15 protein-coding genes and 1 pseudogene are annotated in these 14,542 nt (G+C 55.2%); 11 read left to right on the top strand and 5 right to left on the bottom strand.

What is annotated here, in order from left to right; genetic code table 11:
- A pseudogene (gene hupB / locus KEM39_RS09465) lies at positions 1–664 on the bottom strand (haemoglobin-haptoglobin-utilization protein HupB); the annotation flags it as partial.
- Between the two features lie 30 nt (positions 665–694).
- Positions 695–1,714, bottom strand: coding sequence for a transferrin-binding protein-like solute binding protein (locus tag KEM39_RS09460; RefSeq protein WP_118997125.1), 1,020 nt, complete (start codon positions 1,712–1,714; stop codon positions 695–697).
- 249 nt (positions 1,715–1,963) lie between these two features.
- Between KEM39_RS09460 and KEM39_RS09455 the strand changes: the two genes are divergently transcribed.
- Complete coding sequence (locus KEM39_RS09455; protein ID WP_118778045.1) at positions 1,964–3,481, top strand: surface lipoprotein assembly modifier; 1,518 nt, start codon at positions 1,964–1,966, stop codon at positions 3,479–3,481.
- 60 nt (positions 3,482–3,541) lie between these two features.
- Here KEM39_RS09455 and KEM39_RS09450 read toward each other — a convergent pair whose 3' ends face one another.
- Positions 3,542–5,323, bottom strand: a complete 1,782-nt coding sequence (locus KEM39_RS09450) for a bifunctional anthranilate synthase component I family protein/class IV aminotransferase (RefSeq protein WP_118997124.1) — start codon at positions 5,321–5,323, stop codon at positions 3,542–3,544.
- 168 nt (positions 5,324–5,491) lie between these two features.
- Between KEM39_RS09450 and ppk2 the strand changes: the two genes are divergently transcribed.
- Positions 5,492–6,421 (top strand): polyphosphate kinase 2, encoded by a 930-nt coding sequence (gene ppk2, locus KEM39_RS09445; RefSeq protein WP_118792395.1) that lies wholly within the window; start codon positions 5,492–5,494, stop codon positions 6,419–6,421.
- Between the two features lie 81 nt (positions 6,422–6,502).
- Here the strand turns inward: ppk2 and aldA are convergent, their stop codons facing one another.
- Both aldA and KEM39_RS09435 read right to left on the bottom strand, forming a co-directional pair.
- The gene (aldA, locus tag KEM39_RS09440; protein ID WP_002214856.1) at positions 6,503–7,945 is read right to left on the bottom strand and encodes an aldehyde dehydrogenase; all 1,443 of its coding nucleotides are present in this window, start codon (positions 7,943–7,945) and stop codon (positions 6,503–6,505) included.
- A gap of 107 nt (positions 7,946–8,052) precedes the next feature.
- Entirely contained in the window at positions 8,053–8,967 is a 915-nt protein-coding gene (locus tag KEM39_RS09435) for a helix-turn-helix transcriptional regulator (RefSeq protein ID WP_211709883.1), read from the bottom strand.
- Between the two features lie 176 nt (positions 8,968–9,143).
- Here KEM39_RS09435 and KEM39_RS09430 point away from each other — a divergent pair, with 176 nt between their 5' ends.
- The 9 genes from KEM39_RS09430 to KEM39_RS09390 all read left to right on the top strand — a co-directional run bounded on the left by KEM39_RS09430 (position 9,144) and on the right by KEM39_RS09390 (position 14,442).
- Positions 9,144–9,944 (top strand): ABC transporter ATP-binding protein, encoded by an 801-nt coding sequence (locus tag KEM39_RS09430; RefSeq protein ID WP_002247168.1) that lies wholly within the window; start codon positions 9,144–9,146, stop codon positions 9,942–9,944.
- Between the two features lie 47 nt (positions 9,945–9,991).
- Positions 9,992–10,768, top strand: coding sequence for a lipid asymmetry maintenance ABC transporter permease subunit MlaE (mlaE, locus tag KEM39_RS09425; protein ID WP_002218077.1), 777 nt, complete (start codon positions 9,992–9,994; stop codon positions 10,766–10,768).
- A 50-nt stretch (positions 10,769–10,818) separates the two neighbouring features.
- A complete protein-coding gene (gene mlaD, locus KEM39_RS09420) occupies positions 10,819–11,313 on the top strand; it encodes an outer membrane lipid asymmetry maintenance protein MlaD (protein ID WP_002219881.1) in 495 nt (164 codons plus the stop codon).
- Positions 11,314–11,343: 30 nt separating this feature from the next.
- On the top strand, positions 11,344–11,934 hold the full coding sequence (locus KEM39_RS09415) for an MlaC/ttg2D family ABC transporter substrate-binding protein (protein WP_101129594.1): 591 nt from the start codon (positions 11,344–11,346) through the stop codon (positions 11,932–11,934).
- Between the two features lie 50 nt (positions 11,935–11,984).
- Entirely contained in the window at positions 11,985–12,263 is a 279-nt protein-coding gene (locus tag KEM39_RS09410) for an STAS domain-containing protein (RefSeq protein WP_096108914.1), read from the top strand.
- Positions 12,260–13,087 carry an MlaA family lipoprotein gene (locus KEM39_RS09405; RefSeq protein WP_118997122.1) on the top strand — a complete coding sequence of 276 codons (828 nt, stop codon included), beginning with the start codon at positions 12,260–12,262 and terminating at the stop codon, positions 13,085–13,087. The genes KEM39_RS09410 and KEM39_RS09405 overlap by 4 nt, the downstream gene beginning before the upstream one ends.
- Before the next feature lie 124 nt (positions 13,088–13,211).
- Complete coding sequence (locus tag KEM39_RS09400) at positions 13,212–13,574, top strand: hypothetical protein (protein WP_002229974.1); 363 nt, start codon at positions 13,212–13,214, stop codon at positions 13,572–13,574.
- A complete protein-coding gene (locus KEM39_RS09395) occupies positions 13,574–13,957 on the top strand; it encodes an acyl-CoA thioesterase (protein ID WP_240002720.1) in 384 nt (127 codons plus the stop codon). The genes KEM39_RS09400 and KEM39_RS09395 overlap by 1 nt, the downstream gene beginning before the upstream one ends.
- Positions 13,954–14,442 carry a TlpA disulfide reductase family protein gene (locus KEM39_RS09390; protein ID WP_118997121.1) on the top strand — a complete coding sequence of 163 codons (489 nt, stop codon included), beginning with the start codon at positions 13,954–13,956 and terminating at the stop codon, positions 14,440–14,442. Before KEM39_RS09395 ends, KEM39_RS09390 begins: the two co-directional genes overlap by 4 nt.
- Positions 14,443–14,542: the final 100 nt, after the last annotated feature.

Genomic DNA, 14,542 nt, shown 5'->3' with positions numbered 1-14,542 from the left:
TTTTGGTTTCTTTGCCGAAGCGGCGGGTATAAACCAATAAGGCATCCAAACCAAAGAGCCTGCCGGCGGCGGTGATGCTGCTGAATTTTTGGCTGTTTTTGCCGACGCTGCCGCCCTTTATCCCCAAATGGTAGGGCTTGTCTTCGGAAACATAATCGCTTGCGGATTTGGTTTGGTAATTGACTGCGCCGCCCAATGCGCCGCTGCCGGATTTGAGCGAGTCCGCGCCTTTGGTGATGGTTACTTCGGAGAAGTTTTCCGGCTCGGAAGTGTTGCGGTTGGCGTTGAAGTTGCCGTACGCGCCGAACAATTCTTGGAAGGCTTCGGAAGAGCGGCTTTCCGCCTGCGCCAGCCCGTCAACGTTGATGGCGACGCGGTCTTTATCGACACCGCGTATGGTAAAGCCGTTGGAGCCCGCCCTGCCGCCTTCGACGACGGAAATGCCGGGGTCGTAGCGCACCAGGTCGTGTTCGTCGTTGACCAAGAGCTTGTCTAAGGTTTTGCGGCGGATTTTTTCTTCGCCGAGTTTTTGGGTTTTGTGCGTGCCGGTAACGGTGATTTCGTTCAGCGTTCGGGCGGACTGCGGCGCGGGGTCTGCCGCAAAGGCGGGAAACGCTTGGGCGATGGCGGCGGCAGCCAATACGGGCTTGAAGGGGATGTGCATAAGAAAACCTTTTTAAAAGCGGATGGATTATTATTTTTTGAGATGGTTGGTATCTTGAGTGGTGTCATCAAGTTTTTTTTCATAACTCACGCCGCCGAATACGGTATCGAGGGAGCGGTCGCCGTCAAAGGTGATTTTGCCGCCTATGCTGGTTTCTGTGTTGCCCCAGCCGCCGTCGAATTTGCCAAAAAACTTGCCTTCCAAGTTGCCGGTTTTGCCGCCGGACGTGGCATCGCCGGAAAAGGATAATCCGTTAATCGCTGCTTCTTTAATTTCTACACTCGGCCCGTAATCGCTGTTGCCGATGATTTCGCCTGCCAGTTTGTTGCTGTTGAAATTGGCGGTGATAAAGGAAAGGATGGGGGTGTTGGTAGGACTGAACGTATAACCACTGTTTTTCGGCGGCGTATAAGAGGAAGTAACAAATTGCCCGTTTTTGACGCGGATGCCCCAAACCTGATAAGTGATTTTGCCCTTGCCTTGGGTTTCGGGTGTGTAGGTGCCCCATGCAGGCGGCGGCGTTTTGCCGACGGGGAAGCCGCCGGCGAAGAGGTCGATTTCGCCGTTGGGGCCTATCCACGCCCCGAATTTCATATAATCCTGCTTGGTGATTTCCGCTTGGTCGGTAGCCCCGGAGTCGCTGCAACAGATAAAGATGCGGCTGCCATCGGCAAGCCGCTGCCCGGCGTGGCGGTCGGGAATTTTGAAATCGGGGGAGGAGTAGCTGGGAGTTATGGGGTCGGCGTAGGATGAAAGGGCGTATTGCGCGCCGCCGGGTGTTTTGAAGATGAATGATTTTTCTTGTGATTCAACACCGAAATAGTTTTTTGTAACCGCCCGCTCTTGAATGGAAATGCCGGATGTGCTTCCGGTGTCGGCGGTGTTGATGTTTTCGATATTGTTGCTATCGCTTGATAACGTTACCTCGCCGGCGGGCAGCGGCGTGGCGGTGGGAATGGAGAAGGGGACGTGCGGTTCGGCTACCCCCCCCCCGGCACAGGCGGCAAGGGCGGCGGCAAGCGGCAGTAAGGACAGGGCTTTGTATTTCATCGCATACTCAATCTTGATGATGTGTTAATAATAGTTTTGATTATCAGTTTAAATGTTATATGATGTCAACTGTTTTGTGGACTGGTGCAAAAGCTAGTAAATGTGAAATCCGCCCTTTGAAAATCGGGCGGCGGTTTTTTGCCTGCCCGCTTTCAGACGGCAAAGCCGGTTTTCACGGGTTTCTGCCTGTTTTTCGGATGGTTTGACGTGCTTCGGCGGCGTGTTTGCCGGAAAGGTAAATGACAGGGTATGTTGTATTTCAGATACGGCTTTTTGGTTGTTTGGTGTGCGGCAGGTGTTTCTGCCGCCTATGGGGCGGATGCGCCCGCGATTTTGGATGACAAGGCATTGTTGCAGGTGCAGCGGTCGGTGTCGGATAAGTGGGCGGAATCGGATTGGAAAGTTGAAAATGATGCCCCGCGCGTGATTGACGGGGATTTTTTGTTGGCGCATCCGAAAATGTTGGAACATAGTTTGCGCGACGCGCTCAACGGCAATCAGGCGGATTTGATCGCTTCGTTGGCGGATTTGTATGCCAAGCTGCCGGATTATGACGCGGTTTTGTACGGCAGGGCGCGGGCTTTGCTGGCGAAATTGGCGGGAAGGCCGGCGGAGGCGGTGGCGCGGTATCGGGAACTGCACGGGGAAAATACGGCAGACGAGCGGATTTTGCTGGATTTGGCGGCGGCGGAGTTTGACGATTTCCGGCTGAAGTCGGCAGAAAGGCATTTTGCGGAGGCGGCAAAATTGGATTTGCCGGCGCCGGTTTTGGAAAATGTGGGGCGTTTCCGGAAAAAAACGGAGGGGCTGACGGGCTGGCGTTTTTCGGGCGGCATCAGCCCGGCGGTCAATAGAAATGCCAATAATGCCGCGCCGCAGTATTGCCGGCAAAACGGAGGCCGGCAGATATGCAGTGTCAGCCGGGCGGAGCGGGCGGCAGGGTTGAATTATGAAATCGAGGCGGAAAAACTGACGGCGTTGGCAGATAATCATTATTTGTTGTTCCGTTCCAATATCGGCGGCACGAGCTATTATTTCAGTAAAAAATCAGCTTATGACGACGGGTTCGGCAGGGCGTATTTGGGTTGGCAGTATAAAAATGCGCGGCAGACGGCGGGGATTTTGCCGTTTTATCAGGTGCAGTTGTCGGGCAGCGACGGCTTTGATGCGAAAACAAAACGGGTAAACAACCGCCGCCTGCCGCCGTATATGCTGGCGCACGGAGTCGGCGTGCAGCTGTCCCATACTTACCGCCCAAACCCGGGATGGCAATTTTCGGTCGCGCTGGAACATTACCGCCAACGCTACCGCGAACAGGATAGGGCGGAATACAATAACGGCAGGCAGGACGGGTTTTATGTTTCGTCGGCAAAACGTTTGGGCGAATCGGCAACTGTGTTCGGCGGCTGGCAGTTTGTGCGGTTTGTGCCGAAACGCGAAACGGTGGGCGGCGCGGTCAATAATGCCGCCTACCGGCGCAACGGTGTTTATGCCGGTTGGGCGCAGGAGTGGCGGCAGTTGGGCGGTTTGAACAGTCGGGTTTCCGCGTCTTATGCCCGCCGCAACTATAAGGGCATTGCGGCTTTCTCGACAGAGGCGCAACGCAACCGCGAATGGAATGTCTCGCTGGCTTTGAGCCACGACAAGTTGTCGTACAAAGGTATCGTGCCGGCGTTGAATTATCGTTTCGGCAGGACGGAAAGTAATGTGCCGTATGCGAAACGCCGCAACAGCGAGGTGTTTGTGTCGGCGGATTGGCGGTTTTAAATGGTGGGATAATGCCGTCCGAACTTTGCGGCAGCAGGTTCGGACGGCATTTTTGCGCGTTCAGGCAAGGGCGGCGGCAAATACGCCGCGCAGGGCGTTGGAGAGGCGGATTTCTTCGGCTTCTTGCAGTGTTTTTTGTGTGATGTGTGTTTCGATCACTTGATTTGTGTGCAAATATTTTTGCGGTTCGTCCAACACGGCTTGGCGCATTATGCCGTTTAAAATGTCTAAATCTAAAGAGGGCGTAAGCCATTGTCCGCGATGTTTGACGAACACGTTGCTTCTGCCGCCTTCGAGCAGGATGCCGTCCGAGTTGAAAAACAGGCTGTCGAACGCGCCTTGTGTTTCGGCGGTTTGCCACGCTTGGTCGAAGAGGGCGCGGTGTGTGGTTTTGAAGCGGCGCAGGTAGTTTTGTGCGGGCAGGACGGCGGGCGAAATGATGACGCGTTGTTTGTCAGCCAAATGGTTTAAAACGGCGCGGGACAGGCTGATGCCGTCTGAAGCGAGCAGGGCTTTGACGCGGAACACGCCGTCGGGCAAGTCGGCAATGTATTGTTTGATTTGATTTTCGCAGCCGTCGGGCAGGGGCAGGTTGAGGGCTTGGGCGGCGGCTTTCAGACGGCATAGGTGGCGGTTGAGCAGGGCGCATTGTCTGTTTTCCACGCGCAGGGTTTCAAAAATGCCGAAATCGGGGCGCAATTCGTTGAGGAAACGGGCTTTCCAGCCGCATTCGCGATATTCGGCGGCGGGGTCGCTGTCGATGACGATGCCGGAACCCACGCCGTATATGCCTTGATAGATGCCGTCTGAAAGCGGTGTGAGCGACAGGGTGCGGATGACGACGTTGAACGTGCCTTCAAACCCCAAGCCGCCGGAACACGGGTTCAAATAGCCGATGCTGCCCGTATAAAGCCCGCGCGGTTCGGTTTCGAGCGATTCGATAATCTGCATACTCATTTTTTTGGGCGCACCAGTGATGCTGCCGCAGGGAAAGGCGGCGCGGAGGATGTCGGCGGCGGTAATGTGCGGCAGGGCTTGGGCTTGGATGGTGCTGGTCATCTGCCAGACGCTGCCGAAACGCGATACTTTAAACGGCTCTGGCACGCATACTTTGCCGGTTCGGGCGATTTTGCCGAGGTCGTTGCGCAGCAAATCGACAATCATCACGTTTTCGGCGCGGTTTTTCGGGTCGTTTTGCAACTCGGCGGCGCGGCGTTCGTCTTGCCCGTCGTCCAAAATCGGCGCGGTGCCTTTCATCGGCTCGGTGGCGACGATGCCGTCTGAAGCGATTTTGAGGAAGAGTTCGGGCGAAAAACACAGCGTCCACGCGGATTGCCCTTGTGCATCGGGCAGGTGGGACAAGACGGCATAGGGGACGGGTTGGCGCAGGCGGCGGTAGAGGCTGACGGGATTGCCGTAGGCTTGCAGGTGCAGGCGGGTGGTGTAGTTGATTTGATAGGTGTCGCCGCGCCGGATGGCTTTGTGGATTTGGCGGATGCGGTCGAGGTATTCGGTTTCGGATACGGAGGATTGCGGCGTGGAAATACCGGCGGGGATGCCGTCTGAATTTTGGGCAAGCCAGCTTTCGGCATCGGTGTCGACGCAGTCGGCAAACCAGTGCAGGGCAAGATTGCCGCCGCGTTCGGATTCAACCCCCATCAGCGGCAAACCGAATCCGTAGTCTGCAAACAACACCGAATGCAACCCTTTTTGCCAGCCCTTTTGCAGCACGCCGTCCAAAGCATCGAGTTCTTCAGGACGGAAAAAACGGCTTTCTATATGATTTTGGTAGCGTTTTGCGCGGCCGCTTACGGCATCGTCAAACAGGGCGAAATAAGGCATAGCAATCCGGGGCAAATGTTTTGATTATACGCCCTTTTTACACATATTTTCAGACGATGCGGCAAATATCGGCAAAATGTAATTTTATGTAGAGAAAGCGGGGGCGAAGGTGTAAAATTGTGAAAACAGATTTTCATTTCCAACCTGAACACAACCAAGGAGGCCTTTATGGCAGACCACCAGCTGCAACCGTTTGAAAACGTAGAATTGGGCGAAAAGCAAGACCAGCTCCAAGTATTTGAAAAAGCTGTTTTGGAACATGAAGGCAAAGGTTCTGCCGAAGATTCCGGCACGGCCCCGCTGCCCGAAAACTACCCCTACCGCAAACGTATGCGCCGCGCCGCCTACGAAGCCGAAAAAGCCAAACTGCAAATCGAGTTGCTGAAAGTGCAAAGCTGGGTCAAAGACTCCGGTCAGCGCATCGTCAGCCTGTTTGAAGGCCGCGACGCGGCAGGCAAGGGCGGCACCATCAAACGCTTTATGGAACATTTAAACCCGCGCGGCGCGCGCGTCGTCGCTTTGGAAAAACCGACTGATACCGAACGCGGACAATGGTATTTCCAACGCTACATCCAAAACCTGCCGACTGCGGGCGAAATGGTATTCTTCGACCGTTCGTGGTACAACCGCGCCGGCGTGGAACGCGTGATGGGCTTTTGCGAACCCAACGAATATATGCTCTTTATGCGCCAAACCCCTGAATTGGAGCGTATGCTCGTTGCCAGTGGCATCCATCTGTTTAAATTCTGGTTCTCCGTATCCCGTGAAGAACAACTGCGCCGCTTCATCTCCCGCCGCGACGACCCCCTGAAACACTGGAAACTCTCCCCCGTGGACATCCAGTCGCTTGACCGCTGGGACGACTACACCGAAGCCAAAAACGCGATGTTCTTCCATACCCATACCGGCGACGCGCCTTGGGTCATCATCCGTTCCGACGACAAAAAACGCGCCCGTTTGAACTGTATCCGCTACTTCCTGCACCAGTTGGACTATCCGGGCAAAGACGTGAAAGCCATCGGCAAAGTGGACGAAAAAATCGTTCTTGTTCCCGATACGCGCTACAAAGACAAAAACATCGACCTCGGTCATGACTGATTGCCGATGAAGCAATAAAAATGCCGTCTGAACCTGAAAACGGGTTCAGACGGCATTTTCTATCGGGGTTTTAAAGCGGCATTAAATGTCAGTTTCCAGATAAACGACTTGGGTTTGCAGATATTCTTCCAAACCGTGTTTGCCGTCCGCGCCGCCGATGCCGGATTTTTTCCAACCGGCGTGGAAGCCCTGCATCGCTTCAAAGTTTTCGCGGTTGATGTAGGTTTCGCCGAATTGCAGGCGGCGGGTAACGTAGAAGGCTTCGTTTAAATTAGTCGTATAAACAGAACTGGTCAGACCAAACTCGCAATCGTTAGCCAGTGCGATGACTTGGTCGAGCGTGTCGAAAGCGGAAACGGGTAGGACGGGGCCGAAGGTTTCTTCTTTCATAATGTCCATACTGTTGTCGGTGTCGGTCAGCAGGGTCGGCTCGAAGAAATAACCGCGCCCTTCGGCGCGTTTGCCGCCGCAAACCAGTTTCGCGCCTTGCTTGACTGCCCGTTCCACTTTTTCGGCAACGGCTTTGACGGCGCGCTCTTCAATCAGCGGGCCCATTTCCAGCGCGCCTGCTTCGGCTTCGGCAGGGTTGCCGTAGCGCACGCCTTTCATCGCGGCGGTCATTTTTTCGATAAACGCGTCTTTCAGGCTGCTGTGGACATAGACGCGCTCGGCGCAGTTGCAGATTTGACCGGTGTTGCCGACGCGCGAAGCCAAGATGGATTTCACCGCCAAATCCAAATCTGCGTCTTTCAACACGATGGCGGGGGCTTTGCCGCCGAGTTCCAGCGAAACTTTGGTGATGTTGGCGGAAGCGGCTTCCATCACTTGGCGGCCCGCTTCGACGGAACCGGTCAGGCTGACCATATCGACTTGCGGATGGGCGGACAAGGCATTGCCGATTTCCGCGCCGGGGCCGTTCACTACGTTGAACACGCCTGCGGGCAGTCCCACCGCATCGACGATTTCGGCGAAGATATGGCAGTTGATCGGGGTTACGCTGCTGGGTTTGACGACGATGGTGTTGCCCGTTACCAAAGCGGGGCCCATTTTGCGGGCAATCAGGAAGAAGGGGAAGTTCCACGGCAAAATGCCGGCAATCACGCCCAGCGGACGTTTGAACAATAAAATATTTTCACGCGGGCGGTCGCTTTGGATGATTTCGCCTTCGTAACGGCGTGCCCATTCGGCCTGGTAATCGAGATAATCGGCGGTGAACATCACTTCCACGCGCGCCAAGTCTTTGGTTTTGCCGCCTTCGGCAACGATGGTGTCGGTCAGCTCGTCGGCGCGTTCGCGTATGCCTTGGGCGATTTTGCGCAAATACGCGCCGCGTTCGACCGCAGGCAGCCGCTCCCATGCCGGTTGCGCCGCACGCGCCGCCGCGACGGCACGGTCAACGTCCGCCCTGCCGCCTTTGGGTTCGCGGGCGATGGCCTCTTCGGTGGACGGGTTCAATACGTCGCGCCATTCGCCGTTGAAATCGTTTTCAAAGCGTCCGTTGATGTACATTGCCAATTGTTTCATTTCGGGTTCTCCGGTTTTGTAGTTAGATGTAGTTTTAGTTTATTCCCAAATAAATTACCGTACAAGTTTCTTTACACGCGGATTTCGGGTTTGAAATCAAATGCGGCTTACCGGTTTTCTTTTTTGGTTTCCGCAGGCGTGCTGCCGAAATATTGCCTGAACGCCTGAGTAAAGCTGGAAACGTGGCGGTAGCCGCATAAATACGCGGTTTCGCCTACGCTTTTGCCCCCGTTTTGCAACAGGTAGAGCGCGTGCTGCATTTGTTTGTGGTGCAGCCACTCGCTTGCGGTAATGCCGAAATGGTCGCGCATACGGCGTTGCAGCGTCCTTTCGCTGATGTTCAGCGCGTCTGTCAGCCGGTTGACTTGGTGTGCGCCGCCGACAAACGCGGCATTCAGGGTGCGGCTGAAGTCTTCAGACGGCATAGCGTCTGCTTCCGCCGTTTGCCCCGCCGCCGGCCCGATGCCGTCTGAAACCGTGTCCCACAAGTCCGACAGCAGCCGCAAAACGTCCGCCTCGCGGCGCAATGTTTCGCCCAAATGCCCCCTTGGGGCAGCTTGCAGGCAAGATGCCGCCAAGCCGCGCAGGTTTGGGGACAAATCCCATATCCTGACCGGTTCGCGGTAAAGCAGGGGTGCGAAACGCGCGTATTCCGGACGCAGCAGCCATTGTTCCATACCTTTAATGGTCATTTTGACCGTTTTGCCGCCTCGGTAAAGATAGCGGCTGAACAGGACTTCTTCCCCGACAGCAATTAGGACAATCTTGCCGCCGTCCGCATCGATTTGGAAGCGGCAGCGGTTGATGCCGAAGTCCAAACTGCCTTCCAGCAAGAGCACGAACGACACATAAGGTTCGGCGAGGCGGCTGCTGCAAAAATCACACCGTGCCGTTACTGTGCCGCCGTGGATGGAAATGCCGTTGGACAAAGTATCGAAACGGTAGCTGCCTTCGACATAATCTCCACCCCCGCTGTTAACCAGGTTGACGAATTGGCTGCTGTTCAAATATTCTTCTGCCATGGTTATTTCTTGAGAAAAATTATCATTTAAAAGATAACATTTTTCACTTCGGTAAACAATCCGCTGCCGGGGCACGGCATTTTCACAACACTTGCCGGCCGGATGCCGTCTGAAAATTGCCCGTCTTCCCGATAAGCCTTAAAATACACGCCGTCAAACCTACCGTCCGCCCGTACATGAGCCCATCCCCCTTTATCGAAATGAAAGACGTTGCCTTCGCGTATGGCGACCGCCCGATTCTGAACGACATCAATTTCAGCATTCCGCAAGGCAATTTTGCTGCCGTAATGGGCGGTTCGGGCAGCGGCAAAACCACGCTGATGAGGCTGATTACGGGTCAGATTCGTCCGCAGTCGGGCAAAGTTCTGATAGAAGGGCGCGATTTGGCGGGCTTTTCGGCTGACGAACTTTACGAACACCGCCGCCGTATGGGCGTATTGTTCCAACACGGCGCGCTGTTTACCGATTTGTCTGTATTCGACAATATCGCTTTCCCGATGCGCGAACTGACGCGCCTGCCGGAAGCGGTGATTCGAGATTTGGTTTTGTTGAAACTGAACGCGGTCGGTCTGCGCGGCGTGGAAAACCTGATGCCGTCCGAGTTGTCCGGCGGGATGTCGCGCCGCGTCGCGCTTGCCCGCACGATTGCACTCGACCCTGAAATCATGTTGTACGACGAGCCGTTTACCGGCCTCGATCCGATTTCCTTGGGCGTGATTGCCCACTTGATCAGCCGCGTCAACAAGGCTTTGCGTTCGACCAGCGTTATGGTCACGCACGACATTGAAAAATCTTTGGAAATCGTCGATCAGGTGATTTTCTTGGCGCACGGCGAAATTATGTTCTCCGGCTCGCCGCAGGAAATGCGCGAACTGGATTCGCCTTGGGTGCGCCAGTTTGTCGGCGGGCTGGCAGACGGCCCCGTAGCATACCGCTATCCGGCGCAAACGTCGTTGCAGCAGGATCTGTTGGGATAAATGAGTTGATGCCGTCTGAAACCGTTGAACCTTACATATAGAAATTTATGAATTTTATCCGTTCCGTCGGGGCGAAAACCCTTGGCCTTATTCAATCCCTCGGCAGTATTACGCTGTTTCTGCTGAACATTCTGGCGAAGTCCGGTACGGCTTTCGTCCGTCCGCGCCTGAGCGTGCGCCAAGTGTATTTCGCCGGCGTGCTGTCGGTGCTGATTGTTGCCGTTTCGGGGCTGTTCGTCGGTATGGTTTTGGGTTTGCAGGGTTATACGCAGTTGTCGAAATTCAAATCCGCCGATATTTTGGGCTATATGGTTGCGGCTTCGCTGTTGCGCGAGCTGGGTCCGGTGTTGGCGGCGATTCTGTTTGCCAGCAGCGCGGGCGGTGCGATGACCAGCGAAATCGGTCTGATGAAAACGACCGAACAGCTCGAAGCGATGAACGTGATGGCGGTCAACCCCGTCGCCCGCGTGGTTGCGCCGCGCTTTTGGGCAGGCGTGTTTTCCATGCCGCTTTTGGCTTCGATTTTCAACGTGGCGGGCATTTTCGGCGCGTATCTGGTCGGAGTGAGCTGGCTGGGCTTGGACAGCGGCATTTTCTGGTCGCAAATGCAGAACAACATCACGATACATTACGATGTAATCAACGGTCTGATCAAATCCGCCGCGTTCGGCGTGGCGGTAACGCTGATTGCCGTGCATCAGGGCTTCCATTGCGTCCCGACTTCGGAAGGCATTTTGCGCGCCAGCACGCGCACGGTGGTTTCGTCCGCCCTGACGATTTTGGCGGTCGATTTTATATTGACCGCGTGGATGTTTACAGATTGACGGGCCGTCTGAAGACGAAACGCGGAACATCGGATATTCAAGGAACTTTAATGAAAAAGAACATATTGGAATTTTGGGTCGGACTGTTCGTCCTGATCGGCGCGGCGGCGGTTGCCTTTCTCGCTTTCCGCGTGGCGGGCGGCGCGGCGTTCGGCGGTTCGGACAAAACTTACGCCGTTTATGCCGATTTCGGCGACATCGGCGGTTTGAAGGTCAATGCCCCCGTCAAATCCGCAGGCGTATTGGTCGGGCGCGTCGGCGCTATCGGGCTTGACCCGAAATCCTATCAGGCGAGGGTGCGCCTCGATTTGGACGGCAAGTATCAGTTCAGCAGCGACGTTTCCGCGCAAATCCTGACTTCGGGACTTTTGGGCGAGCAGTACATCGGGCTGCAGCAGGGCGGCGACACGGAAAACCTTGCCGCAGGCGACACCATCTCCGTAACCAGTTCTGCAATGGTTCTGGAAAACCTGATCGGCAAATTCATGACGAGTTTTGCCGAGAAAAATGCTGACGGCGGCAATGCGGAAAAAGCCGCAGAATAAACATACACATCCACTTTCAGGAAAGACATCATGAAAAAATCCTCCTTCATCAGCGCATTGGGCATCGGTATTTTGAGCATCGGCATGGCGGTTGCCGCCCCTGCCGACGCAGTAAACCAAATCCGTCAAAACGCCACTCAAGTATTGAGCATCTTAAAAAACGGCGATGCAGGCACTGCCCGCCAAAAAGCCGAAGCTTATGCGACCCCTTATTTCGATTTCCAACGCATGACCGCATTGGCGGTCGGCAACCCTTGGCGCACCGCGTCTGACGCGCAAAAACAAGCGTTGGCCAAAGAATTTCAAACCCTGCTGATCCGCACTTATTCCGGCACGATGCTGAAATTCAAAAACGCGACCGTCAACGTCAAAGACAATCCCATCGTCAATAAAGGCGGCAAGGAAATCGTCGTCCGCGCCGAAGTCGGCATCCCCGGTCAGAAGCCCGTCAATATGGACTTCACCACCTACCAAAGCGGCGGTAAATACCGTGCCTACAACGTCGCCATCGAAGGCGCGAGCCTGGTTACCGTGTACCGCAACCAATTCGGCGAAATCATCAAAGCCAAAGGCATCGACGGGCTGATTGCCGAATTGAAAGCCAAAAACGGCGGCAAATAACCGACAAACCATACCGTCCGAGGGCGGTATGGGTTTTCCGAACAAACACTATGCATACAGAACTCAACAACGGAACACTGCACATCGGCGGCGACATCACCGTCAAAACCCTGACCGGGGACGCATTTGAGCGTTTCCGGCAGCAATGCCGTCTGAAAGAAACCATTGCCGTCGATTTCGGCGGTGTCAAACGTGCCGATTCCGCCTGCGTGTCGCTGCTGCTCGAAGTGCTGCGCGGCTGCAAAGGCAGCGTCAGGCTGACCGGCATTCCCGAATCCGTGCGCGCGCTGTCCGAACTGTACGAAATCAAAGACTGGTTGAAATCATGAAAAAAACCGCCTACGCCGTCCTCCTGCTGATCGGGTTCGCTTCTGCCCCTTCATTTGCAGAAACCCGTCCTGCCGACCCTTATGAAGGCTACAACCGCGCCGTCAGCAAGTTTAACGACCGCGCCGACCGCTACATTTTTGCTCCTGCCGCGCGCGGCTACCGCAAAGTCACGCCGAAACCCGTCCGCGCCGGCGTGTCCAATTTTTTTAACAACCTGCGCGATGTGGTCAGCTTCGGCAGCAATATCTTGCGCTTGGACATCAAACGCGCAAGCGAAGACCTTGTCCGTGTCGGCATCAATACCACCTTCGGTTTGGGCGGACTGATCGACATCGCCGGCGCGGGCGGCGTTCCCGACAATAAAAACACTTTGGGCGACACGTTTGCCTCGTGGGGATGGAAAAACAGCAATTATTTCGTGCTGCCCGTCTTAGGGCCGTCCACCGTCCGCGACGCGCTCGGCACGGGCATTACCTCCGTTTACCCGCCCAAGAATATCGTCTTCCGCACCCCCGCCGGACGTTGGGGTACGGCTGCCGCCTCCGCCGTCAGCACCCGCGAAGGCCTGCTCGATTTGACCGACAGCCTTGATGATGCCGCCATCGACAAATACAGTTATATGCGCGATTTCTATATGAAGGTCCGCGCGCGGCAGACCGGTGCAACACCTGTCGAAGGTACGGAAGATAACATCGACATCGACGAATTGGTCGAAAGTGCCGAAACCGGGGCGGCGGAAACTGCCGTTCAAGAAGATTCCGTATCCGAAACACAGGCAGAAGCAGCAGGGGAAGCCGAAACGCAACTTGGAACACAACCCTAAAGCCATGCCGTCTGAAAATCCGTGTTCAGACGGCATTCCCTTTCGTCGGAACGGACAGTCCGAAACCACAGATTGGGCTATAATCCCTTTTTTGCACATACCGCGCGACAGCAAAGGAAAAACCATGTACGAAGTCAACCGCAGCGTATTCGTCCTCATTCCACTCGAACCCTTCTGGAACTGGCTGCAAACCCTGCCGGGCAACCACCTCGACGGACTGACCCTCGAAGACATCCAAGCCGATGCCAATTCCTACCTTGTCCGACCGTGCGAAACCGCCGACGAAGTATGGGACGAAATCGAAGCGCGTTTCGAAGATATTTTCGCCGCCGAACTTGCCGACTGGTGCGAAGACGAGCGCGAGTGGCCCGCGCTTGATGCCGACATTTTCAACGAATGGTTCGACATCCAGCTTTCTACCGTCATCACCGACCTCGAACACGAACCGCTTGCCCGCGAAGCCTTCCAACCCATCAACCTGAACTGATGAAGCTGACCGTCCGCAACTACCATCTCGACGGCTACGGCCATGTCAACAATGCGCGCTACCTCGAATTTTTCGAAGAAGCGCGCTGGGCGTTTTTCGAGGAGCGCGGACTGCTGCATGAATTGTCAGACCTCATGCTCATTGTTGCCCGCATCGATATCCGTTACAGCCGTCCTGCCGTAGAGGGAGACGTATTGCAGTTTTCATGCCGTCTGAAAGCGCCCGGTATGCGCCGTATCGTATTGACCCAAACCATTACGCTGCCAAACGGCAAAACCGCCGCAGAAGCCGACATCACCCTGATGCCCGTCCACGCCGCCACACAACGCACCGTCAGCCTGCCCGCCACCCTTGCCCGCGCACTGGAAGCCTTGTCCGAATGAAAAAAATACTCACCGCCGCCGCCGTCGCACTGATCGGCATCCTCCTTGCCATCATCCTCATCCCCGACAGCAAAACCGCGCCCGCCTTCTCTCTGCCCGACCTGCACGGAAAAACCGTTTCCAACGCCGACCTGCAAGGCAAAGTAACCCTGATTAATTTTTGGTTTCCCTCCTGTCCCGGTTGTGTGAGCGAAATGCCCAAAATCATTAAAACGGCAAATGACTATAAAAACAAAAACTTCCAAGTCCTTGCCGTTGCCCAGCCCATCGATCCGATAGAAAGCGTCCGCCAATATGTCAAAGACTACGGTTTGCCGTTTACCGTCATGTATGACGCGGATAAAGCCGTCGGACAGGCGTTCGGCACACAGGTTTATCCGACTTCCGTCCTTATCGGTAAAAAAGGCGAAATTCTCAAAACTTATGTCGGCGAACCCGATTTCGGCAAACTCTACCAAGAAATCGATACCGCGCTGGCACAATAGCGATGCCGTCTGAAGCACAAAAAACAGAAACGATGTTCCTGTTTTTTTATAGTGGATTAACAAAAACCAGTACAGCGTTGCCTCGCCTTAGCTCAAAGAG

The organism is Neisseria sp. Marseille-Q1983 (genome assembly GCF_018224585.1).
In the GTDB taxonomy this organism is placed as follows: Bacteria; Pseudomonadota; Gammaproteobacteria; order Burkholderiales; family Neisseriaceae; genus Neisseria; species Neisseria polysaccharea.
Note: the sequence above shows the minus strand (reverse complement) of the source record. Positions and strands in the feature narration are given on the sequence as shown.

Bases quoted from the DNA above. Each gene is read 5' to 3' on its own strand.
- KEM39_RS09460 (WP_118997125.1), bottom strand. From the start codon at position 1,714: ATGAAATACAAAGCCCTGTCCTTACTGCCGCTTGCCGCCGCCCTTGCC.
- KEM39_RS09455 (WP_118778045.1), top strand. From the start codon at position 1,964: ATGTTGTATTTCAGATACGGCTTTTTGGTTGTTTGGTGTGCGGCAGGT.
- KEM39_RS09450 (WP_118997124.1), bottom strand. From the start codon at position 5,323: ATGCCTTATTTCGCCCTGTTTGACGATGCCGTAAGCGGCCGCGCAAAA.
- ppk2 (WP_118792395.1), top strand. From the start codon at position 5,492: ATGGCAGACCACCAGCTGCAACCGTTTGAAAACGTAGAATTGGGCGAA.
- aldA (WP_002214856.1), bottom strand. From the start codon at position 7,945: ATGAAACAATTGGCAATGTACATCAACGGACGCTTTGAAAACGATTTC.
- KEM39_RS09435 (WP_211709883.1), bottom strand. From the start codon at position 8,967: ATGGCAGAAGAATATTTGAACAGCAGCCAATTCGTCAACCTGGTTAAC.
- KEM39_RS09430 (WP_002247168.1), top strand. From the start codon at position 9,144: ATGAGCCCATCCCCCTTTATCGAAATGAAAGACGTTGCCTTCGCGTAT.
- mlaE (WP_002218077.1), top strand. From the start codon at position 9,992: ATGAATTTTATCCGTTCCGTCGGGGCGAAAACCCTTGGCCTTATTCAA.
- mlaD (WP_002219881.1), top strand. From the start codon at position 10,819: ATGAAAAAGAACATATTGGAATTTTGGGTCGGACTGTTCGTCCTGATC.
- KEM39_RS09415 (WP_101129594.1), top strand. From the start codon at position 11,344: ATGAAAAAATCCTCCTTCATCAGCGCATTGGGCATCGGTATTTTGAGC.
- KEM39_RS09410 (WP_096108914.1), top strand. From the start codon at position 11,985: ATGCATACAGAACTCAACAACGGAACACTGCACATCGGCGGCGACATC.
- KEM39_RS09405 (WP_118997122.1), top strand. From the start codon at position 12,260: ATGAAAAAAACCGCCTACGCCGTCCTCCTGCTGATCGGGTTCGCTTCT.
- KEM39_RS09400 (WP_002229974.1), top strand. From the start codon at position 13,212: ATGTACGAAGTCAACCGCAGCGTATTCGTCCTCATTCCACTCGAACCC.
- KEM39_RS09395 (WP_240002720.1), top strand. From the start codon at position 13,574: ATGAAGCTGACCGTCCGCAACTACCATCTCGACGGCTACGGCCATGTC.
- KEM39_RS09390 (WP_118997121.1), top strand. From the start codon at position 13,954: ATGAAAAAAATACTCACCGCCGCCGCCGTCGCACTGATCGGCATCCTC.